Source organism: Erwinia pyrifoliae DSM 12163 (assembly GCF_000026985.1).
Taxonomy (GTDB): domain Bacteria; phylum Pseudomonadota; class Gammaproteobacteria; order Enterobacterales; family Enterobacteriaceae; genus Erwinia; species Erwinia pyrifoliae.
Genome location: NC_017390.1, coordinates 3,940,610 through 3,962,071, shown reverse-complemented (window position 1 = coordinate 3,962,071; position 21,462 = coordinate 3,940,610). Strand labels below are relative to the sequence as shown.

The following is a 21,462-nucleotide window of genomic DNA, read 5'->3' as shown; positions in this document are numbered from 1 at the left end:
TCGGCAGGAGCCGGGTATAACAAAAGGAGTAATGCAATGCGTGAGAACAGCATCAAGAACATTAAGCGAAGAATATCTGTAGATAAAGTCATGAGTGCAATAAATGAATTCTTTGAAGAACATAATGCTGATAACGCGCCGTCAGTTTTTGCCAGTACAAGAGATATCGCCAACAGATCGGAATTGAGCATATATAATGCCAGGCATATTTTAATTAAACTAGAGCAAGAAGGTGTTATCACCTCATTCAAACTAAACAATAGCAAAAGTTTGTACTGGAACAAGACGGAATCTTTTAAGAATTAATTCAATCGCCTGCTAAAAATGGCGTATTCGTTTTGTCCGAATACGCCACGATCGATACGGGAAAATAAACGCTTCGCCACAGTCATTGAGCTAACTTAACTGCCACGCAGGGATTCACACCAGCCCTCCTGAATTAACCAGTAGCTAAGCTCTGCGGGGCGAACCATATTGAGTTTCGACATGATGTTTCTCTTGTGCGCACTGACCGTTTTCTCACTGATATTCAGGAAGCGCGCGACGCCACCGTTGCTAATACCACGCGCCAGATAACGAAGAATCTCGGTCTCACGGCGCGTCAGGTTATTACTGGAACGATTAACGCCTGAAGGAGTCAGCCTGGTGCGAAAGTTATCCAGCTGTTCCATCTGATCGTTGACTACCGCCAGTATATTTTCGACTGACTGATTACGATAAATTGTCGAATGATGATGAATACCGTCTGTTGTGATATCCAGATGACTCTCTTGATTAGGGTTATTCTTAATAATAAAAACGCAGAGGGGGCGCATAGACATGCGACGGTTCAGATAGTGAATATTTGCTACGGATAATGACTCTTCTGCCAGAAAGATTATTTTCGCACGGCTATTAAAAGCAGACTCAGTGTAATCAGCGTTTATGCCCTGTTCTAAAAAATTCTCGTAAACGCTACTTTTTAACCCTTCAAGGTAAAAGCGGTTCGGATCGTTGATGACAATCGTGATGTTGTTTTTTTTCATGGCCAATTACCTGAAGATATCCCTAAACAGAGGCATTGATTAAATGCCTCTACGCAGCTCCTGAATAGTGCCTTTCTAAAATATTATATTGAAAATAAACTCCTGACGATATCAATGTTCGCCTTTCGGTCTATTACGACATTTGATTTTGTTTTGATGCTTTTGGACTGCCAGATAAATCGCGAGTGTGAATTATTATTTTATTTTCGACACTAAATATCGAGATAAAACAATTCTGTTTTTTATGTAATAATTTTAGCACTGGCGACTTTCGTCCCGGAAGGCCGCTGGTCGTCTTCAAGCAATACGACTCATCAAGTCTGAATTCAGGTGCGCATGCCCATTGCGCCGCCGGCAAAACGCGGCTGGGCGGGTTAGTTGGATTGTGATACAGAGATTGAAGATTGAGTGAAGGAATGACTTAATATCAACATGCAGCCATCACCACGTATCGTATGATGCCGTTGGTGGTGAGGAGATGACGAGAGATGCGTTGGCAAAACATGAGCAGGCAGGATGGAAGCATCCTGCTTGCTACATCACCAGCATCTGGTGGGACTCAGAACGCGGTTTTTGCGAAGCCGGTCATCTCTTTCAGGCCCATTTCTCGACCTAGCGCGCTGGTAGGGTGAACAATCAACAATCCGCGCACGCTCTTTTTCAGCGCCCCCATATTGGCCTGTTCTTTTTTAGTGATGGGTCGGCTAAATGGCAGCTTGTTGAGCTGTTGTGCTTCTTTGCTCAACTTCTCGGCACGTACGCCACGCAGGCGCTCGATTTCGGCCAGTAGTTTATCTTTTTCTTTGAGCAGCTCCCCCAGTTTCTCACTGTCACCAGAAGCCAGCAGGGCCGGTTCTTTGTGATTCAGCGCGTCCAGTTTGTCACTGAGTTCTTTGATTTCTGCCTGTACTTGTTCTTTCATTGTTCTTAACCATTAAATGGAGTCATTGCAGCAAAGAATACACGAAAGCGGGGCAAAGAGGGAAAGGAGTAGGCTACTTTTTGAAAGCCTGCCTGAGGCTGAGCAGTGAAATTAGCGCAGTCAGCGACAGCACCATTGTGGATCGCACCACCTGCTGATAGCGTTGATGCTGCATAACGCGCAGTTCGGCATCATGGCAGGCAAAATCAGGAAAGGACGGCAACGTACTCACGCAGTGCAAGGCGCTAAATGGCTCAACGATTTTATCGTCCGTGAAACGGTACTCGCTACCATCATGGTTCAATGCTTCGCGCAGTGCCATCAGGCGTTCACAGTCTTCATATTCGTTTCGATTAATGACCCCAAGGCCATAAATTAGCTTCAGACGAACTGACAGCTCACCCAGCGGACCATTGCCGTGCAACAGAGGTTCCACGGCGTACTTAACGGCATAATCGTCTTGGCGAAATACCTGTTCTACCAGCATATTAACCGCTTCTGCCAGCATTTCTACGGCGGCGATGAGCAGACATCTCACCGAGCGTCCTGCATTCAGGCGTTCAAGGACCCGATTTTCGACATCCTGAGATTGCCCTGTTAAAGACTGTAATTCATTCATACAGATTCATTTTTTTCGCAGGCACAGCGGTGCTGTGCCCCGTCTGTGCATCCGTAAGGAGCGGTTGCACAGACATTATGCCAGGGTGTTCCAGGCTTTCACTACCGCTTTAACCACATCGCTGTCGCTATCCAGTCCGGAGATTTGAGCCAGCGTGGAGGCGACATCCTGGCTGGACAGCAGTGCGGCTAGTTCGAGCGCCTGCGGATCCTGGTCGTTGCGGTAATGCAGTGCTGCGGCAATGCCGGTGACCAGATTATCATTCGGCAGATGGTACTCCAGGGTGCCCAGCGTAGGTTTAATCAGGCGGTCGCCCGCACTCAGCTTGCGGAGCGGCTGGCGTCCCACGCGCTCCACATCATCGTTCAGATACGGGTTTTCGAATCGGTTAAGGATTTTCTGGATATAGGCAGCATGTTTATCCGCCGCAAAACCGTAGCGCTTAATCAGTACCGCGCCGCTCTCTTCCATGGCTCCTTGTACAACCGCCCGCACGTTCTTATCCAGTATCGCTTCGCGAATTGTTTTATGGCCGGCCAGCTGGCCGAGATAGGCGGCAATAGCGTGACCGGTATTGAGCGTAAACAGTTTGCGTTCGACAAACGCCATCAGATTGTCGGTCAGTTCCATACCGGGAATAGTTGGCAGCTCGCCTTTAAATTGGGTTTTATCAACAATCCACTCGCTAAAGGTTTCAACCGTTACTTCCAGCGGATCGCTGCTGTCTGCTGCAGAAGGGGGAACTATACGATCCACCGCAGAGTCGACAAAGGCGACGTGTTCTTCCAGCCAGGCGTGATACTGCCCGGGCAACGCGCGTAGCACATGCGCTTTAAGCTGCGTGGTGCCGCGCACCATGTTTTCACAGGCGATAATATTTAGCGGTCGGGAATTAGCGCTATCACTGCGTTTGGCAATACCTTTTGCAATGCCGCCGGCTATACGTTCAAGGATTTGCGGGCCAACCGCCGTGGTAACGATATCAACCTCAGCCACCAGCGCAATAACCTCATCGCTGGCGCTGTGCACGGCATTGACGCCTTTTACCCTTTCAATCTGCGATTGCTCACCGACGACGTGAACCGGATATTCGCCACGGGCGTTGAGGGCATCCAGTACGATCTGATTGACGTCGGCGAAAGTCAGTTGAACTCCGGCATCGGCCAGCAGTTTACCAATAAAGCCACGGCCGATGTTACCGGCACCAAAATGTAATGCTTTCATAAATATTCCCGTATTAATGATGCAAAGCTCATGTATTCCCGAAGCAAAAAAGGGCCAGGCATTCCCAGCCCCCAGAGAGGTATCATGCTCAAAACGGCTTATTGGCTGGTTTTACCGGACAGGAGCTGCAGAACTTCCTGCACATCTGTCGTGGTAGCCAGGCGTGCAATCACATTTTCGTCATCCAGCGCGTTAGTCAGGCTGGTAATGACCTGGATATGCTCGTTATTGCGCGCGGCGATACCAATGACCAGCCGGGCGATGTCTTCAGGCTCTTCACCGAAGTGAACTCCGGCAGGGTATTGGCAGAATACCACACCGGTTTTTAGCACGCGGTCTTTCGCTTCTACTGTTCCGTGTGGCACGGCGATAGATTCACCGAGGTAGGTTGGCGTCAGTTCCTCGCGTGCCAGCATTGCCTCTACGTATTCCGCTTCTACGTATCCACCCTTGACCAACTGCTCACCGGCGAAGCGAATAGCCTGCTCTTTATTGCTGGCGTGATTGCCAAGAAATACGTTGCTGGCGCTCAGTTTGAACAGGTTTTGCTGGTTTTCATCAAGGCTGTCATTGAGTACCGCGCTGACTTTCTCATGATGTTCGGCAGTGCGGGCTGCCTCCGTCAAACGCGCCGTCAAATCATTATACAGCCCGCTATCAAGGAAGTTGGTCAGCGAAATATGCTGCGCATGAGGTGCCTGGCGCATCGCGCGTTCAGTCAGATCGCGATGGGTGATCACCAGGTCTACATCGCCCGGCAGGCTGTTGATCGCGCTGTTAGTGACGGAGATATTGCTCAGTCCCGCTTCATTCACTTTCTTACGCAGTACGCCAGCACCCATTGCGCTGGAACCCATACCGGCATCACAGGCTACGATAATTTTGCGTACGTGACTTAGATCACCTTGCAAGCCTTTGTTACCCATTGGCGCAGGAGCAGACGGGTCTTTGGACTGGGATTTCATCTCCTGCATGCGGCGAGTTGCTGCTTCAATATCATCAGACTCTTTCGCCCTGCTGGTTTTCAGCAGAATAGCCGCAATCACGAAGGAAACAGCAAAGGCTGCGGCAATCGCCGCGATGTTAGCGAAGTAGGCTCCTTTTGGCGTCATGGCCAGTATGGCAAGGATAGATCCCGGTGAAGCCGGAGAAACCAGGCCGCCGTTTAACAGTGTAAGGGTGAAAACGCCGGTCATACCACCGAGGATCACGGCGAGGATCAGGCGAGGGTTCATCAGCACATACGGGAAGTAGATTTCGTGAATACCGCCGAAGAAGTGGATAATTGCTGCCCCACCGGCTGATTGTTTGGCACTGCCACGGCCGAAGAATAGATAGGCCATTAGCACGCCCATTCCAGGGCCTGGGTTAGCTTCAATCAGGAAGAAAATCGATTTTCCGGCTTCGCTCGCCTGCTGAATTCCCAGCGGCGAGAAGATACCGTGGTTGATCGCGTTATTGAGAAACAGAATTTTCGCCGGTTCCACAAAGATGGAGGTCAGCGGCAGCAGATTATTTTGTACCATCAGATTAACGCCGGCGGCGAGAATATGTGACAGTCCCTGAACCATTGGGCCAATCGCCAGGAAGGCGAGAACCGCCAACAGCATGCCGATGATACCGGCAGAGAAGTTGTTGACCAGCATTTCGAAACCGCTTTTGATTCTACCGTCAATCCGGCGGTCGAAGGTTTTGATTGCCCAGCCGCCCAGAGGACCGGCAACCATCGACCCGAGGAACATCGGCATGTCAGCACCGGCGATAACGCCCATGGTAGTGATCGCCCCCACTACGCCGCCGCGATCGCCGCCGACCAGACGGCCACCGGTATAACCAATCAGCAGTGGCAGCAGGTAGGTGATCATTGGCGCCACCAGTTTCGCCAGCGTGGCGTTCGGCAGCCATCCTGTTGGGATAAATAGCGCGGTAATGATACCCCAGGCGATAAACGCCCCGATATTTGGCATTACCATATTACTCAGAAAACGACCAAAGCTTTGAACTTTGACCTTGATGTCTGATGAGGACATATAAACTCACCTCTTATAAGTACGCGCTAACCCAATAAGAGAGCGCGTTGATTTTTGTATGAGACGTTACGGCGTGGCCGCTGGTGTCACTGTATGCCGGCAGACTCTATCATGTGGATATGGCGTTTGCGTAGCCAGGGGATTAAGTGTGATGTTCGTCACTGAAGTGTGGGGGGGATAGGATTGTTTTTAGTGATTTTAATCACAAATAATAAAGTTATATGCGGCTAACTGCAGGGAAATGGGTTGAACATAGCCTTGTTATGTGATCCTTGTCACATAAAAACGAATGGTGTTTGTTCTTATAATGTGAATTAGATCACAAAAATGACTTCGTCCTTATTAACCCGCCCACGACAAAGAAGACTGACCCGATGGGGTTAAGCAGTGAGCTTGCGAAAAAGTTTATCGCCAGCGGAAAAGGAGTCATTGAGATCGGAACGTATTGACCAACCATGTTGATAGCTAATAGGTTGTAAAAATACTTTCTTTAAATGAAAATTTAATATGACTATTAAGGGATTATATTTAGGTTGAATTCAGTAATAGCCTGGAGATAAAAGTCATTTTATGAATGGTATCCATTAGATAATGCTTGTATGTGATTTTTAAAGCAGGTAGTCTGCGCAGCAAAAAAGGTTTTATGATGTCTGGCAAAGTCTGCGCGTCACAGTAAGCGCAATAAGGCATGAGGCACTGTAAATACATAGTGCATACGACACTATTCCTTCGTGATTTCAGCTATGACCGATACCTGTTTTGACCACATGGAAAATGCTTAAGGTAATGCAAGATTATATTTATTCTTATTCTTACAAGGGTTTGTGAGTGAGTCATTATGTCGGTGAAGTTTGTGGTCAGGGAAAGTAATTGGGCATGTGCCTTATTTGGGGTTTTTATCGCGTTGTTTTCAGTTTTCTGATAAAAAAAGAATAGAAAACGATTATTTCCTTCGGAAAATCAGAATAATGGACTTTTTACTAAAATATTTTTCATCTTAATTTGTTACTATTCATTTGGCCAACTACTATTGGCTAAATATTATTTCACTTTAAAAATGGAGATATAAAAATTGGGAATTCGTGAAATTTCGTCATCTGAAGTAGATCTTGTTTCAGGTGCTGGCAATGCGTTCGTTGACGGGGTGAAAGGGTTTGAATCCATTTCCTGCATTGCCTCGCTTTATAATAACACCCATGATTGGCGTTTTGAAGTAGCGACTAATTATTATTTGAGAGGTAGTATGGTGCAGTATCTTAACGATATGGGTCTCGATGGCCATAAAGTTCTTAATAATTGGGCTGTGGTTCACGCACCTCAACACGCGTAATTAAATATTAAGCACTGCGGCAAAAAGGGCAACGGACGTTGCCCTTTTTTTATTAACTGCCCCGTCCTCAATAGCGCGTTGACACATTTTACTTGCATACTGAGGAAAATGTGACGAACCAATATGTTAAACGCACGCAACGCGATTACCCTCTATCCTTTAAATTAGTCATTGTCGAACAGATCGTAAAAGGTGAAATGACCTGGCGTCAGGCGCAAGAGCGCGACGGTATTCAGGCAGTTCAACCCTCATCAAGTGGCTACGCAAATACGGTCAACTCGGCTGGGTTTCCCCCTCTTATGCAAGAATGAGCGGAGTTAACATGCCCAAAATACCCCTTAATCCCGAACAGCGGATGAAAGAACGGGAACAGCAACTTGCTGAATCAGAAGTCAAAGCTCACTTTTTTTGAAGCGCTTGTAAAGGTAATCAATACTGAGTTCGGAGCCACGCTGACAAAAAAGCCATGCAGCGGCTGCACCGGTCGTTAAAATGCAAAGCGCCCGATGAAGTTCATCAGGCGCTTTAAGGCTGAAAGCGTCAACCTATATCAGGACTCGTCACGGACAGTTACTGAACGCCGGCCTGTAGCACGCGCTGCGCCTGGGAAAAAGCCTGAACGTTATTGCTCAGATTACTCATCAGCGTATTGTACTGCGTTGCCTGCTCCTGAGTAGGGAACTGGATAGCCGGGCCGTTAAAGCTGACTCGTGCTCCCTGCTGTTGCAGGAAGTCCCCGGTTTGCACCACATCCTGACTCAGGGTTTGTAATGCCGGCAACAGCGGGGACAAGGAAGCGGCAGGCTGAGTCACCACTTTATTGAACACGTTATCGTACACCGTTTTCAGGTCTTCAGGCTGCTTCAACGTGGCTTTGCTGCTGTCGGCCTGGGTTTTCGCTGTCTGGATCTGCTGACCGAGCACGCCGAGAGAACCGCTCGCCTGGCGCAGCGCATCGCGGTGCGTCAGATAATCCTGCGGTGTGCGGATGGTAGAAAGCTCATTCACCACCGGCTTCAGACCGGAATCTACCGCCCGATTAATCTGTTGGGCGAAACCGTAGAGAATGGCGTAGTCACTGACATAATTGCCGAACTTCTGCTTCTGATCTTCGCTCAGGCTTGGTAAATGCTCGCCGCTACGCATCACGGTATTTTGCAGAAAATCGACAAACGCTTTGCGCTGTTCGGCTTCTTTATCGCCGCAGCCGGTCAGCTGCGTCACCAGCAACAGTGCCATAAACGGCACCAGCACGCGCGTCCAGATGCGTGATAATCCTGTCTTCATAAGAAATGGACTCCTGTTAACAGATTCCTGTCGGTTTTGCCTGCACAATTAATCTTGCGTAAAGAATAGTCGAAATCAATTTTTATGGATAGTCGTGTCTTAGCAACAAAATTCTCATCCTGTTGACTTCCGCCGGTGCAGCCGCATCAGGAAAAATAATGTAAAAGCATGATCAAAACTTCAAAAGTGATCTAATACTTAGGGTTCTGGCGTTTTCCATTTTGCTGTCCGAAAGCGTCGCTGTGGCAAATGTCCGCCAGTATTCAGAACCTGAGCCTCAGGTTCTACCCCTCTGGTTGTTCACGTTTATGTGAGTTTATTGAGGTGTGCCGATGGAGACTAAAGATCCAATGTACGAACTGCTGTCAAGTCTGGAGCAGATAGTGTTAACCCGTGATGGGATACCGGCGGTAACCGCCTCTAAGGACAGTATGGCGATGCCCGAACCGCAGCGGATCCGGGAAATAACCGGCCTGAAGATTGATGAGTTTGCCCAGGTGTTAGGCGTGAGCGTATCGTCGGTAAAAAGTTGGGAAGCCAAACGAACCAAACCGTCACGCAGTGCGCAAAAGTTAATGAAGTTGATTCAGTCGAATCCGTATCTCAGCAGAGATCTGCTGAACTAAGAGAATGGACCCGCCATCAAGGCGGGTTTTTGCCTCTTAAGGCTATTTACCGGCTTTCATATCGATGACAAAACGATATTTTACATCCCCTTTCAGCATCCGTTCAAACGCCTGTTTGACTTCATCCAGACGGATCACTTCAACCTCAGACACGATATGGTATTGTCCGCAGAAATCGAGCATCTGCTGTGTTTCATTAATACTACCTATCGACGTTCCTGAGATGCTCAGGCGCTTAAATACCATCGGCATGACGTCTGGTGATTTATGCGGCGTATCAGGAATACCCACCAGAACCAGATGCCCGTTGGTCTTCAGCGCGCTAAGGTACGGGCCGGGATCGTGCGGCGCAGCAACACAGTCGAGGATCATACCCAGGCTGTTTTCACGCTGGCCATCTGTGGAAGAGTAAAATGAAATGTCTGATAAACGCAGCAAGCGGGAAAATTTAGCCGCCCGTCTGTTAGCGTATTATGCTGATACGGGTAGCGGCGGAAACACGTTATTCCGCCGCTTGCGACATCAATTATTGCAGCAGAGAGATATCGGCCACCTGTAGGAACAGCTCACGCAGCTTGGCCAGCAGCGTCAGTCGGTTGATACGCACTTTTTTATCTTCGGCGTTGACCATCACTTTGTCGAAGAAGTTATCGACCGTTTCGCGCAGCTGCGCCAGCTCAATCAGCGCATCCTGGTAACGCCCTTCGGCAAAGAACGGCTGCAGTTTGCTGCTCAGGGCGGTGACATAAGTCGCCAGTTTGATCTCTTCATTCTCTTTCAGCAGCGATGCCTGCACGCTATCGTTCAGCGGTTCGGTAGCCTTAGCGAGAATATTGGAGACGCGCTTGTTGGCTGCCGCCAGGCTCGCCGCCTGCTCCAGCGTACGGAAGTGAGATACCGCTTTCATACGTGCATCGAAGTCTGCCGGGCGCGTTGGGCGACGTGCCAGCACCGCCTGAAGGGTATCGACGCTGTGGCCCTCTTCCTGATACCAGGTGCGGAAACGGCCCAGCATAAAGTCGATCACTTCATCGACCGCTTTAGCGTTAGACAGCTTGTTGCCATACAGACGCACCGCTTCTTCGGTCAGTGTTTGCAGATCCAGTGGCAGATTCTTCTCGACGATGATACGCAGCACGCCCAGCGCAGCACGGCGCAGCGCGAACGGGTCTTTATCGCCTTTCGGATGCTGACCGATACCGAAGATGCCCGCCAGAGTATCCATCTTGTCCGCAATCGCCAGCGCACAGGCCACCGGGTTAGAGGGCAGCTCATCACCGGCAAAGCGCGGCTGATACTGCTCGTTCAGCGCTACCGCCACGTCTTCGGCTTCACCGTCATGACGTGCGTAGTGCATACCCATCACGCCCTGCGTGTCGGTAAACTCAAACACCATATTGGTCATCAGGTCGCATTTGGATAGCAGGCCAGCCCGCGTGGCGTGATTAACGTCAGCGCCAATCTGCGCAGCAACCCAGCCGGCCAGCGCCTGAATGCGGTCGGTTTTCGCACGCAGGGTGCCCAGCTCTTTCTGGAACAGCACGGTTTCCAGACGCGGCAGGTTATCTTCCAGACGGCGTTTGCGGTCGCTGTTAAAGAAGAATTCAGCGTCAGCAAGACGTGGGCGCACCACCTTCTCATTACCGGAGATAATCTGCTGCGGGTCTTTCGACTCAATGTTGGTCACAAAGATAAAGTTCGGCAGCAGCTTGCCCGCCTTGTCATACACCGGGAAGTATTTCTGATCGCCCTTCATGGTGTACACCAGCGCTTCGGCAGGAACCGCAAGGAACTTCTCTTCAAACTTCGCCGTCAACACAACCGGCCATTCAACCAGCGAGGTGACTTCTTCCAGCAGGCTGTCGCTCAGGTCAGCCACACCGCCAATTTTCGCGGCTGCCGCTTCGGCATCTGCTTTAATGATGGCTTTACGCACTTCGTAGTTCGCCTGCACTTTACCGCGCTCCAGCAGGATCTGCGGGTACTGGTCGGCATGGTCGATGGTGAACGCCGGCTCGCCCATAAAGCGGTGGCCGCGAAGGGTGCGCGCCGAATCGATGCCGAGAATATTGGCGGGGACCAGCTCATCGCCCAGCAGCAGCGTCACGGTGTGAACCGGGCGCACGAACTGCACCTCGGACGCGCCCCAGCGCATCAGTTTCGGGATCGGCAGTTTTGCCAGCGAAGTGGCAATCATCGCGGGCAGCAGTACCTGGGTGCGCTCACCGGTGACCCGGGCGCGGTACATCAGCCATTCACCTTTATCGGTGCTCAGACGCTCGGCCTGGTCAACGGTAATACCACAGCCGCGCGCCCAGCCTTCAGCGGCCTTGGTGGCCACGCCGTTAGCATCAAACGCCGCCTGGATCGCCGGGCCGCGTTTTTCCACTTCGCGATCCGGCTGTGCGGCACTCAGATTAGCGACTTTCAGCGCCAGACGGCGCGGGGCGGCAAACCAGCTCACTTCGCCGTGGGGGAGGCCCGCAGCGTCAAGCTCGGCGGTCAGATTGGCGGCAAAGGATTCGGCCAGGCTGCGCAGCGCTTTCGGAGGCAGTTCTTCGGTGCCGATTTCCACCAGAAAAGTTTTATCAGTCATGGCTGCCTCTTATTTCTTGTTATTGCACATCGGGAAGCCCAGTGCCTCGCGGGAGGCGTAGTAGGCTTCAGCCACGGCTTTGGTCAGGGTGCGGATGCGCAGAATATAGCGCTGACGCTCGGTGACGGAGATCGCCTTGCGCGCATCCAGCAGGTTAAAGCTGTGCGCGGCTTTCAGAATACGTTCATAGGCCGGCAGCGGCAGCGGTTTTTCCAGCGCCAGCAGGCTCAGCGCCTCTTTCTCGTACTGCTCGAAGCAGGTAAAGAGGAAATCGACGTCGGCGTATTCAAAGTTGTAGGTCGACTGCTCCACTTCGTTCTGATGGAACACGTCGCCGTAGGTGGTTTTACCCAGCGGGCCGTCGCTCCACACCAGATCGTAAACGCTGTCGACGCCCTGAATATACATCGCCAGGCGCTCCAGGCCGTAGGTGATTTCACCGGTAACGGGCTTACACTCCAGGCCGCCAACCTGCTGGAAGTAGGTGAACTGCGTCACTTCCATACCGTTCAGCCACACTTCCCAGCCCAGGCCCCATGCGCCGAGCGTTGGGTTTTCCCAGTTATCTTCCACAAAGCGGATATCGTGAATGGTGGGGTCCATGCCCAGCTCTTGCAGAGAACCGAGGTACAGCTCCTGAATATTGTCCGGCGAAGGCTTGATGATCACCTGGAACTGATAGTAGTGCTGTAAGCGGTTCGGGTTTTCACCATAGCGACCGTCGGTTGGGCGGCGGGAAGGCTGCACATAGGCAACCGCAGTCGGCTCCGGGCCGAGTGCACGCAGGCAGGTCATCGGGTGGGATGTTCCCGCGCCGACTTCCATATCCAGCGGTTGGATAATGGTGCAGCCCTGGCGGGCCCAGTAATCCTGTAAGGTCAGGATCAGCCCCTGAAAGGTCTTGGTATCAAACTTTTGCATGTTGATTTCGCACGCGATACGAGTAGTGATAAAAGTGGGCATCAGTATACCCTTTGACCGGGGTGATTACCAAAATGGTATCTGCTCTTGCGGCCTGCTGCGCAAAATGGGTGGCTGCGCGTTTTTCAAGTTTCCGCGTATCGTCAGTGCGCCTTCATCCTGTTCCTAATTTCTCGGTTACGACTTGTTGAAGGCCGCCCGCCTGGCTACCCTGAATTTCGCATTAAGGCAGGATTAACCGGGTAACAGAGGACGAGATGTCGCAAAAAATCGGTTGGATAGAGAATTTACGCGCCGTGGCCTGTCTGATGGTGATTATGATCCACACCACCACCTGGTATGTCACCACCGGCATGTCGGTAGGTGAGCGTAGCTGGGATCTGTCCAACCTGTTGAATTCTGCCTCACGCGTTTGCGTACCGCTTTTTTTTATGATTTCCGGCTTCCTGTTCTTTGGCGAGCGCAGCGCACAGAAGCGACATTTCCTGCGAATTTTTTTGTGCCTGCTGTTCTACAGCGCGGTGGCGCTGGTCTATATCACGCTGCTGACGCCGATAAACGAAGTGCTGTCGGTTAAACACCTGCTGCAAAAACCGGTGTTCTACCATCTGTGGTTCTTCTGCGCCATTATCGTTATCTATCTGTTCTCACCCTTAATTCAGGTCAAGCCGGTGCGTGCTGGCTATCTGGCTGCGGTAACGGTGGTATTGGCTATCCTCGCCAACCCGAATACCGTCGACGGTTCGATAGCCCGCTTCCACTGGTTACCGGTTAACCTGTATATCAGCGGCGACACCATCTACTACCTGTTGTACGCGTTGATGGGGCGAGCGATAGGGATGATGGAAACGCAGGGGCGCGGCGTTAGCTGGCTGGCCGGGGGAAGTTTTGTTCTCTGCATCGGATTGATAGCATTCGGCACTAAGCGACAGTTTGCGATAAACGGGGCTTTTGCCGATACCTGGTATCTGTATTGCGGGCCGGCGGTGTTTATTGCCGCCGTCAGCCTGCTGGTGCTGTTTAAAAACACCCTTAACCAGCGCGTTAGTCCATTTTTTGCGCTGATTTCACGCTATTCATTACCGATTTATGGCTTCCATGCCCTGTTTATCCATTTTATGCGCACCCATCAGCTGGATAACACCGACCATCCGCTGCTGGACATCCCGCTGGTGTTTACCCTCACCCTGTTGGGCAGCCTGCTACTGGCGGCGGGGCTGAAGCGCATCGATAAATATCATTTGGTGAGCTGACGTTTTTTATCCCGACGGCGCATCCCCGGTGTCACCAGCGGACGCAGACGGCTAATGCGTGGATTGAGGATCACCCCCGGCGTACGCACCAGCCGACGTGGGTTCGGGTTACGCGTTGGGCGCTCGTGCCACAGTTTGAGCATAATGACCGTCAGTGCCAGTATCGCGGTGATAGCATTAGCGGCCATCACCGGCACATCGTGCATGCGGTGGCCGTACCACGTCCAGCAGGAAACACCGAAGAAAAGCGCGGCCCACATCCCCAGCGACAGTCCACTGGTATCTTTGTTTTTGACGATATGCATTACCTGCAGGCAGAAAGAACCGGTGGTCACCCAGGCCGCCAGGGTTCCCAGCCATACCGGCCACGGGCTAAGGAAGATGATCGACAACAGCGCCAGGGCTATGGTGGCGGCCACAATTAGCAGATTTTTCATGCACTTTCTCGCATCTTATGTAGGCCTTTATCAACGTTATCCACAGCGGCCGCCAGATCGCGATACAGTTCAGGGCGGCCAGCCAGAGAGCCAAATAATTTCTTTTGTTGAGTAAATGCCTGTAGCGGGTTGTCAGCGCGGTAAATGGCAGTAAACGGCACCTCATCCAGCGCACGATCTTCATAGTCAAACGGCAGCGCTCCGGCGTGATGCTGCTGCATAAAGCGGAACCATAGCGCAGGCAGGATCAGCGTTGCCGCAGGAGTAGCGCCCTGTTTGTAACGGGCTTTCAGCGTTGGCACGATAAACTGCTGTAGCTTGGCAATGCTGTCTGAAGAGACGCGCTGCGTGGTATCGCGCACCCATTTGTTGCTAAAGCGGTTTAGCGTGGTTTCGCCATAATGCGCCAGATCGATGTCGCAAGGCTGCAACGCCGCCGCCACATCCTGCAGCACATAGTCGCACATCCACTGTTTGATCTGCGGTTGCAGACTCTGGTCAATATATTTTTTACCCAGCAACGCACCGGCCCAGGCAATGCCGCTGTGGCTGGCGTTCAGGACGCGTATTTTAGCCTCTTCATACGGCGTGACGCTGCTGACAAACTCAACCCCGGCATTTTCCAGCGCCGGACGGCCGGCAATAAACTTATCTTCCAGTACCCACTGGGAAAAAGCCTCACAGGAGAGCGGAGCGCCATCATCTTTGATGCCCTGTTCAGCCAACCGATCAAACAGCGCTGCATCAAATTTTGGCGTGATGCGGTCAACCATGCCGTTAGGGGCAGAGGTATTCTGCTCTATCCACGCCAACAGCTCCGGATAGTCCTTCGCTTTAACAAACTGAGATAAACCGCGTGCCACGCTGTCGCCGTTATCGCGCAGGTTATCGCAGTTAAGCAGGGTAACCGGGCCGGTCTGATTGCGCATACGCTCACGCAGAATTTTCACCAGCGCACCGTACAGCGTGCTGGTTTCCTGCTGCCCGGCGAGATCGGCCTGGATCGCCGGGTGCGTCAGGTCAAGCTCGCCGTTATCATCAAGAAAGTAGCCGCCCTCGGTGACGGTAAACGAAATAATTTTCGTTTCCGCACTGGCACCTACGGCAACCAGTGATTGCAGGCCTTTATCCCAAAGAATGACGTTTTCGACCGCTTCAATCGGCTGATAGGCGATTTCACCTTCGGGGGAGATGATTTCCAGCGTGTAGCGGCCCTGTTGTTTTGCCAGCTGTTGGAGGGTTTTTTGCGTACTGCTGTTGCGAATATTGGCGAGGGAAAGTGTCCAGCTGTTGTCTCCCTGCTGGTGGAGTTGGTTCAGATACCAGCTCTGGTGTGCGCGGTGAAAGGCGCCAGCACCAAGGTGTAACCAGTTCGATTTTTTATCGTTGTTGCGGTGCAAACCTTATCCTTAATCTGAAACAGATAGTGACAATGTTACCTGTAACCGTAGCACAGAATATCAACGTTATAAAACCGGCGGCAAAAGCCCCTGGCGGTGGCGCCCGAAAAAAATCACTTCTTCCGGCGCTGCAGGGCGCGGCACAGCTGGCGTGAGGAAGAGAACCCGGCTGGCAAGGTTTCAGGCAGTGGCTCGATATGGCTGATGTACATCCCGGTAGAGGTAAGGACACTTTCATCCGGGCCGATATAGCGCAGGGAAAAGGCATCTCCGCCCGCTTCAGCGTTTCTGCCGGGCCGGTCAGATCCAGCGCCATCACGCCGGGCAAATTGATAAACCACACCGAAATAGTCATGTTATACAAACTCCTGCAGGCAGCCCTCAACGCTACGAATGGTGGCAAAACGGCCGGTCGGTACGCTTTCGGTGCGGTGGCGCAAATCAGCGGTGCTCAGGGTGATACCGTTATGGGTCATCGGAAATGCCAGCGTTGCTTCGTTCACATAGGTCACGCGATAGCCGAAGTCCGACGCCACGCTGGCAGTGGTTTCACAGCACTGCTCGGTGCGCAGCCCGCTGATAATCACCTGCTTCACCTGGTGCTGTTCCGGCCACTGCTGCAGGCCGGATTCTGTCAGGGCGTTATGCACGGTGTTTCGGAAGGTTGCTGCCGCTGGTGCTGCAGGAAAGGCAAACGCACCACCATACCGCACCCATCAGCAAAAGCGCCATCTGGCTCTGTATGCAGGATATCGACAATCGGTACGCCTCTGGCCTGGCAGCCGGCAACCAGCTTGCTCAAAAGCCGGGGTTTCAGGCGCATCGCCATAGCCACGACGGTAAAAAGGATTGCCGTGCATCAATGACTAACAGAACGCTATCGATCATTTACGGACCCTTGCCTGATTGGGATTAGCCCTATCATTGCAGAGAGATAAAGCACATAGAAAGTCAAACAAGGACACAACGTTGTTGCTGGGGGACAGGATTAGAGTATAAATGGCGCAGTTATCTGCCAAAAGACTTCGGCTGCGCAGCAGACGAGATCACACCACAGTCGTGCTACCGTTCGTCATCATAGAAAACATTATTTCCTGTGGCAATGAATGCGGTGTGGATATATCATGAAGTATAGTTTTTACTGTTAAGATTAGGTCGTTAAATTGAGATATTTAGGGAATAAGGAAGCCATCGTTTCCAATATAATAGAATTATTAAAAGAAAAGAATATCATCAAATATGAATATTCATTTTTTGATGCTTTTTGTGGTACTGGATCAGTCGCTGACGCATTAAAAAGTGACTATAGTAAAATTATTATTAATGATAATTTAAAATGGAGTACGTTATATGCCTCAGGCAGGTTGCTATCTGGGAAGTGCGAGTTTAATAAATTAAATTTCAATCCATTTGATTTCTTTAATAATAACTGTGAAATCAAAAAAGGATTTTTTTATGAAAACTACTCACCTGGTGGTTCTGCGCGGATGTATTTTTCCGCTGAAAATGCAGGGAAAATAGATTTTATTCGAGAGAATATAGAAAATTGGTTTTTAAATGGCCAGGTAAATGAAAGTGAGTATAACTATCTTTTAGCTAGTCTGATAGAATCTATATCTAAAGTGTCCAACACAGCAGGAGTTTATGGAGCATACTTAAAGCACTGGGACTCCAGAGCGTTAAAAGAAATTGAGTACATGCCTGTTGATTATAGCGATGGAAACTGTAACAAGTTAACTGTGTTTAACGAAAAAATAGAAGACATCATAGAAAATGTTGAATGCGATGTTCTTTATTTAGACCCTCCATATACGCAAAACCAATATGGAACTCAGTATCATCTACTTGAAACATTGATCTTAAATGATTCACCTGGCATTAGTAAAATAACAGGTTCCAGATCAACAACGCCGATGAGGTCAGATTGGTCAAAGAATTTCAAGTGTCATATCCTTTTAGATAAAATAATAAGCAAAACTAAAGCTAAGCATATATTATTAAGCTACAGTGCTGATGGCTTTATGTCAAAAGACTTTATTGACTCTGTCATGATGCGATATGGTGAGAAAAGCAGCTACGAATGCAGGAAAATAGTTTACAAGAAATATAAAAACCATAAATCCAAGGGTGATTTAGAACATTTTGAGTATTTGTTTTATATAAAAAAAAGAGAAGAAGGTAGCGTGCGATATGAGTCGCCGTTAAATTATATTGGAAGTAAATCTAAATATATTGATTTCATAAAATTTGCGTTGCCAAATAAATTTAATAAATTCTATGATGTTTTTGGTGGAGGCTTCAATGTTGGAATTAATATTGATGCTGACAGTGTTGTATATAATGAATATAATTTCTTTATTAAGGAGCTAATTGAGTCAATTCATGACATTGACACGTATAAATTTATAACTAGCGTTAAAAAGTTAATAAAGAAATATAATCTTGAGCCGGAAAACAAAGATAATTACCTAAAGGCCAGAAAAGATTACAATAGTAATGCTATTGATAAAAGAGATCCGATTTTATTGTACACCATAATATTATATGGATTTCAGCAGCAAATAAGGTTCAATGGGAATTATGAGTTTAACAATCCGACTGGGATGCGGTGGTTTAATAATAAGGTCTTGGAAAAATTAATTTCTTTTTCTAGAAAAATAAAAGAAATTAATGTGTCCTTCTATAAGGGTGATTATAAGCTTTTGATGAACTTAATTAATAACGATGATTTTGTTTACCTCGATCCACCTTATAGACTTACAACCGGTTCTTATAATGATGGAAAAAGAGGGTTCAACGGTTGGGGTGTTGATGATGAATTAAATTTATTTTGCTTTTGTAATGAATTAAACAATAAGAAAATAAAATTCATGCTGTCTTATGTATTGGAACATGGTGGAGAATACAATCATCAGTTAAAATCATTTATAGAAAGTAATGATTACAAACTAATTGAACTCCCTGTTGTCTTAGGGCGAAATAGGAAAGAGGTGATAATCATTAATTATGAAAAATAAAAAACCACTTTTTACCATCAGAAGAAAATCGCAAAAAGGTACATTTTTATTCTCTGATGTTTTTACCAATGACGTTTTGTCTGATATCTGCTATAAGATAACAGGACGAAAAGACTATCATGTTATGTATGATAATGATGGTTATAATAAAGGGCGTTTAGCAAAATTAGAGTTCAATGGAAAGATCAACTATATTTCTATATCGGAAAATAAAGCTGAAGGAAGAAACTCCAGCTTTCAAAGTGCACCTAGTGCATTAGTTGCATATCACAAGGAGCCATTGAGAAATAAAGAGATATTTTTTTATTTTGTTAATTATGAAGGAAATATAAAAACAAAATATTTTGACTTTATGTATAGATTAATGGCAACGGCAGGATTCGTTTTTTTAAATGATGACATTGCAGTTGGAAAGAAAGTAACGCCTTTCAATAACATAGGTGACTTGATATTAAATAAAGATTTATTGCGAAGTAAAAACAAGGCTAATAATTCATCATACATAACTATAAATGATAAAAACACCACTCAAATATATGCTAAGACATATGGAGCAAATAAAAAAGAGTCAACTTTAATGTGTTTAGCCTTAGCTAAACTTGATTGTAAGCGGGTTGAACTCATTCAAGTATCCGAAGGAAGTTTAACTAAGCTAGCAAAACCAGATTTATCCGTTATCCAAAGTGCAATTGATATATTAGAAATTCAGTCCAATAAAGATATGGAGAAAGATGAATTCATAAAAAACGATAGTCTTCGATCTCCTACATTGATATATAACTTACTAAATAAAATGGGGCAAAAAAAATGTTCCTTCTGTGATTGTGATATCCCTCAAATAATACAGGGCGCTCATATTTGGCCTGTATCTGAGATAAAAAAGATAAAGTTAAGTGATGATGAAAAACTTAAGCATGCTTTAAGTGAAAATAATGGGATTTGGTTATGTGAAAACCACTATAAATTATATGATAGAAATATTATTGTTATAAATGAGAATGGGAAGCTCTTGGTAAGAGATAAAATTTTAAAATCGCATAAGAATTACATTAATACAATAACAATGAATAAATTATTACCTGATTCAATTCTTAATGACGATATTATTCTATATATAAATAAAAGAAATGCGGGTATTGAAGGAATGAAAAATGATTTCTTCTAAATAGCTGTGCGGAATAGTGCTCTATTTCAAACCTTATAGAAAAAGGTATTGGGATGTTCTCGCTGCCGAGATGTGCTGTATCGGGCTTCAGATGCGTTGCCTTAGGCGACTGGCGCAGGCCAAAAATGGCAGATGCAGCGGTATCAGGAACAGCCATTTAGGATGCTGAGGGAGCCTGTAATTTAAATTGTGTATCTGCCTGTTTTTGATATGTTCATTCCAACAACGGAGACAGGCACATTATGGACGAAAAGAAACTCAAGGCCCTTGCGGCTGAACTGGCTAAAGGCCTTAAAACCGAAGCCGANCTCAATGCGTTTTCCCGCATGCTGACGAAGCTTACCGTTGAAACAGCACTCAATGCTGAGCTGACTGACCACCNCGGGCACGAGAAAAACGCCCCAAAAGCAGGCTCCAATACCCGCAACGGCTATTCGTCAAAAACTCTGCTGTGCGATGACGGCGAGATTGAACTCAGCACACCGCGTGACCGTGAAAACACCTTTGAACCTCTGCTGATAAAGAAAAACCAGACGCGTATCACGCAGATGGACAGCCAGATTTTGTCCCTGTACGCCAAAGGCATGACGACCCGAGACATCGTCGCCACGTTCAGGGAAATGTACGATGCGGACGTGTCGCCCACGCTGATTTCAAAAGTCACGGATGCCGTTAAAGAGCAGGTTGCTGAATGGCAGAACCGCCCGTTGGATGCACTTTATCCCATTTGTTTATCTTGACTGTATCGTGGTGAAAGTTCGTCACGATGGCAGCGTGATTAACAAGGCCGTCTTCCTCGCTCTGGGCATTAATACCGAAGGCCAGAAAGAGCTGTTGGGCATGTGGCTGGCAGAAAACGAAGGCGCGAAGTTCTGGCTCAGCGTGCTGACAGAGCTTAAAAANCGGGGCCTTCAGGACATCCTGATTGCCTGTGTGGACGGACTGAAGGGCTTCCCGGATGCGATAAACAGCGTTTATCCTCAGACGCATATCCAGCTGTGTATTATTCATATGGTGCGCAACAGCCTGAAATACGTGTCGTGGAAGGACTACAAAGCCGTCACCGGCGGGCTGAAAAAGGTGTATCAGGCTCCGACAGAAGAGGCGGCGCTGATGGCGCTGGATAAGTTTGCAGGCATCTGGGACGAGAAATACCCGCAAATCAGTAAGAGCTGGCGCACACACTGGGAAAATCTTAATACGTTCTTCGGCTATCCGCCCGATATCCGTAAGGCTATCTACACCACGAACGCCATCGAATCACTGAACAGCGTGATCCGCGCAGCCATCAAAAAGCGAAAGGTGTTCCCGACAGATGACTCGGTGAGAAAGGTCATTTATCTGGCGATCCAGTCGGCGTCAAAAAAATGGAATATGCCGATCCAGAACTGGCGGCTGGCAATGAGNCGTTTTATTATCGAGTTCGGTGANCGCCTGAGCGATCACCTTTAATACGGTGGCAGTTACACAGAATTATTTACAGGNTCTGCTGAGGCCGCCCCCGCTGTTAAACCTGTTAAAATAACCCTATTCTGTATTTTAGTCCCATTATGTAATAGAAAAAGTAGCATAATAAATAGCGCAGTGTGCATCATTCCATCATTCCATCA

At 48.5% G+C, this 21,462-nt stretch carries 16 protein-coding genes and 4 pseudogenes; 7 read left to right on the top strand and 13 right to left on the bottom strand.

Annotated features, from left to right (window positions below; translation table 11 throughout):
- The first annotated feature begins 36 nt into the window (after positions 1–36).
- On the top strand, positions 37–306 hold the full coding sequence (locus tag EPYR_RS18100) for a FaeA/PapI family transcriptional regulator (protein ID WP_014542797.1): 270 nt from the start codon (positions 37–39) through the stop codon (positions 304–306).
- Between the two features lie 95 nt (positions 307–401).
- Here the strand turns inward: EPYR_RS18100 and EPYR_RS18095 are convergent, their stop codons facing one another.
- The 5 genes from EPYR_RS18095 to EPYR_RS18075 form a co-directional block, all read right to left on the bottom strand.
- Complete coding sequence (locus EPYR_RS18095; protein ID WP_014539927.1) at positions 402–1,025, bottom strand: helix-turn-helix transcriptional regulator; 624 nt, start codon at positions 1,023–1,025, stop codon at positions 402–404.
- Between the two features lie 559 nt (positions 1,026–1,584).
- On the bottom strand, positions 1,585–1,947 hold the full coding sequence (locus EPYR_RS18090; protein ID WP_014539926.1) for a YibL family ribosome-associated protein: 363 nt from the start codon (positions 1,945–1,947) through the stop codon (positions 1,585–1,587).
- 73 nt (positions 1,948–2,020) lie between these two features.
- Positions 2,021–2,566 (bottom strand): MltR family transcriptional regulator, encoded by a 546-nt coding sequence (locus EPYR_RS18085; RefSeq protein ID WP_014539924.1) that lies wholly within the window; start codon positions 2,564–2,566, stop codon positions 2,021–2,023.
- 75 nt (positions 2,567–2,641) lie between these two features.
- Entirely contained in the window at positions 2,642–3,790 is a 1,149-nt protein-coding gene (locus EPYR_RS18080; RefSeq protein ID WP_014539923.1) for a mannitol-1-phosphate 5-dehydrogenase, read from the bottom strand.
- Between the two features lie 98 nt (positions 3,791–3,888).
- A complete protein-coding gene (locus EPYR_RS18075) occupies positions 3,889–5,820 on the bottom strand; it encodes a PTS mannitol transporter subunit IICBA (protein WP_014539922.1) in 1,932 nt (643 codons plus the stop codon).
- 1,072 nt (positions 5,821–6,892) lie between these two features.
- Here EPYR_RS18075 and EPYR_RS20510 point away from each other — a divergent pair.
- A complete protein-coding gene (locus EPYR_RS20510) occupies positions 6,893–7,150 on the top strand; it encodes a hypothetical protein (protein ID WP_015899189.1) in 258 nt (85 codons plus the stop codon).
- Positions 7,151–7,720: 570 nt separating this feature from the next.
- On the opposite strand, the gene EPYR_RS18070 is transcribed toward EPYR_RS20510, so the two are convergent.
- On the bottom strand, positions 7,721–8,437 hold the full coding sequence (locus EPYR_RS18070; RefSeq protein ID WP_014539918.1) for a DUF3053 domain-containing protein: 717 nt from the start codon (positions 8,435–8,437) through the stop codon (positions 7,721–7,723).
- Between the two features lie 332 nt (positions 8,438–8,769).
- Between EPYR_RS18070 and EPYR_RS18065 the strand changes: the two genes are divergently transcribed.
- The gene (locus EPYR_RS18065; RefSeq protein WP_015899188.1) at positions 8,770–9,063 is read left to right on the top strand and encodes an HTH-type transcriptional regulator; all 294 of its coding nucleotides are present in this window, start codon (positions 8,770–8,772) and stop codon (positions 9,061–9,063) included.
- A gap of 42 nt (positions 9,064–9,105) precedes the next feature.
- On the opposite strand, the pseudogene EPYR_RS18060 reads toward EPYR_RS18065, so the two are convergent.
- The 3 genes and pseudogenes from EPYR_RS18060 to glyQ all read right to left on the bottom strand — a co-directional run.
- A pseudogene (locus EPYR_RS18060) lies at positions 9,106–9,450 on the bottom strand (zinc-binding dehydrogenase); the annotation flags it as partial.
- A gap of 139 nt (positions 9,451–9,589) precedes the next feature.
- A complete protein-coding gene (gene glyS, locus EPYR_RS18055; protein ID WP_014539914.1) occupies positions 9,590–11,659 on the bottom strand; it encodes a glycine--tRNA ligase subunit beta in 2,070 nt (689 codons plus the stop codon).
- Positions 11,660–11,668: 9 nt separating this feature from the next.
- Positions 11,669–12,580: a glycine--tRNA ligase subunit alpha gene (glyQ, locus tag EPYR_RS18050; protein ID WP_015899186.1), complete on the bottom strand. Its 912-nt coding sequence runs from the start codon at positions 12,578–12,580 to the stop codon at positions 11,669–11,671.
- A gap of 257 nt (positions 12,581–12,837) precedes the next feature.
- On the opposite strand from glyQ, the gene EPYR_RS18045 reads away from it, so the two are divergent.
- Positions 12,838–13,833, top strand: coding sequence for an acyltransferase (locus tag EPYR_RS18045; RefSeq protein WP_014539912.1), 996 nt, complete (start codon positions 12,838–12,840; stop codon positions 13,831–13,833).
- Here the strand turns inward: EPYR_RS18045 and EPYR_RS18040 are convergent.
- The 4 genes and pseudogenes from EPYR_RS18040 to EPYR_RS18025 all read right to left on the bottom strand — a co-directional run bounded on the left by EPYR_RS18040 (position 13,818) and on the right by EPYR_RS18025 (position 16,558).
- Complete coding sequence (locus tag EPYR_RS18040; protein WP_014539911.1) at positions 13,818–14,270, bottom strand: SemiSWEET family sugar transporter; 453 nt, start codon at positions 14,268–14,270, stop codon at positions 13,818–13,820. The genes EPYR_RS18045 and EPYR_RS18040 overlap by 16 nt on opposite strands.
- A complete protein-coding gene (dalD, locus tag EPYR_RS18035; protein ID WP_014539910.1) occupies positions 14,267–15,670 on the bottom strand; it encodes a D-arabinitol 4-dehydrogenase in 1,404 nt (467 codons plus the stop codon). The genes EPYR_RS18040 and dalD overlap by 4 nt, the downstream gene beginning before the upstream one ends.
- A 164-nt stretch (positions 15,671–15,834) precedes the next feature.
- A pseudogene (locus EPYR_RS20505) lies at positions 15,835–16,025 on the bottom strand (GlxA family transcriptional regulator); the annotation flags it as partial.
- A 1-nt stretch (position 16,026) separates the two neighbouring features.
- Positions 16,027–16,558, bottom strand: a pseudogene (locus tag EPYR_RS18025) (isochorismatase family protein).
- A 275-nt stretch (positions 16,559–16,833) separates the two neighbouring features.
- Between EPYR_RS18025 and EPYR_RS18015 the strand changes: the two are divergent.
- From EPYR_RS18015 to EPYR_RS18005, 3 genes and pseudogenes are all read left to right on the top strand, one after another.
- Positions 16,834–18,687, top strand: a complete 1,854-nt coding sequence (locus EPYR_RS18015) for a DNA adenine methylase (RefSeq protein WP_014539905.1) — start codon at positions 16,834–16,836, stop codon at positions 18,685–18,687.
- Positions 18,677–19,852 (top strand): HNH endonuclease signature motif containing protein, encoded by a 1,176-nt coding sequence (locus EPYR_RS18010; protein ID WP_014539904.1) that lies wholly within the window; start codon positions 18,677–18,679, stop codon positions 19,850–19,852. Before EPYR_RS18015 ends, EPYR_RS18010 begins: the two co-directional genes overlap by 11 nt.
- 242 nt (positions 19,853–20,094) lie before the next feature.
- Positions 20,095–21,304 (top strand): annotated as a pseudogene (locus EPYR_RS18005) (IS256 family transposase).
- Positions 21,305–21,462 lie beyond the last annotated feature (158 nt).

Bases quoted from the DNA above. Each gene is read 5' to 3' on its own strand.
- EPYR_RS18040 (WP_014539911.1), bottom strand. From the start codon at position 14,270: ATGAAAAATCTGCTAATTGTGGCCGCCACCATAGCCCTGGCGCTGTTG.
- EPYR_RS18065 (WP_015899188.1), top strand. From the start codon at position 8,770: ATGGAGACTAAAGATCCAATGTACGAACTGCTGTCAAGTCTGGAGCAG.
- EPYR_RS18010 (WP_014539904.1), top strand. From the start codon at position 18,677: ATGAAAAATAAAAAACCACTTTTTACCATCAGAAGAAAATCGCAAAAA.
- EPYR_RS18085 (WP_014539924.1), bottom strand. From the start codon at position 2,566: ATGAATGAATTACAGTCTTTAACAGGGCAATCTCAGGATGTCGAAAAT.
- EPYR_RS18095 (WP_014539927.1), bottom strand. From the start codon at position 1,025: ATGAAAAAAAACAACATCACGATTGTCATCAACGATCCGAACCGCTTT.
- glyQ (WP_015899186.1), bottom strand. From the start codon at position 12,580: ATGCAAAAGTTTGATACCAAGACCTTTCAGGGGCTGATCCTGACCTTA.
- EPYR_RS18090 (WP_014539926.1), bottom strand. From the start codon at position 1,947: ATGAAAGAACAAGTACAGGCAGAAATCAAAGAACTCAGTGACAAACTG.
- EPYR_RS18045 (WP_014539912.1), top strand. From the start codon at position 12,838: ATGTCGCAAAAAATCGGTTGGATAGAGAATTTACGCGCCGTGGCCTGT.
- EPYR_RS18075 (WP_014539922.1), bottom strand. From the start codon at position 5,820: ATGTCCTCATCAGACATCAAGGTCAAAGTTCAAAGCTTTGGTCGTTTT.
- glyS (WP_014539914.1), bottom strand. From the start codon at position 11,659: ATGACTGATAAAACTTTTCTGGTGGAAATCGGCACCGAAGAACTGCCT.
- EPYR_RS18080 (WP_014539923.1), bottom strand. From the start codon at position 3,790: ATGAAAGCATTACATTTTGGTGCCGGTAACATCGGCCGTGGCTTTATT.
- EPYR_RS18070 (WP_014539918.1), bottom strand. From the start codon at position 8,437: ATGAAGACAGGATTATCACGCATCTGGACGCGCGTGCTGGTGCCGTTT.
- EPYR_RS18100 (WP_014542797.1), top strand. From the start codon at position 37: ATGCGTGAGAACAGCATCAAGAACATTAAGCGAAGAATATCTGTAGAT.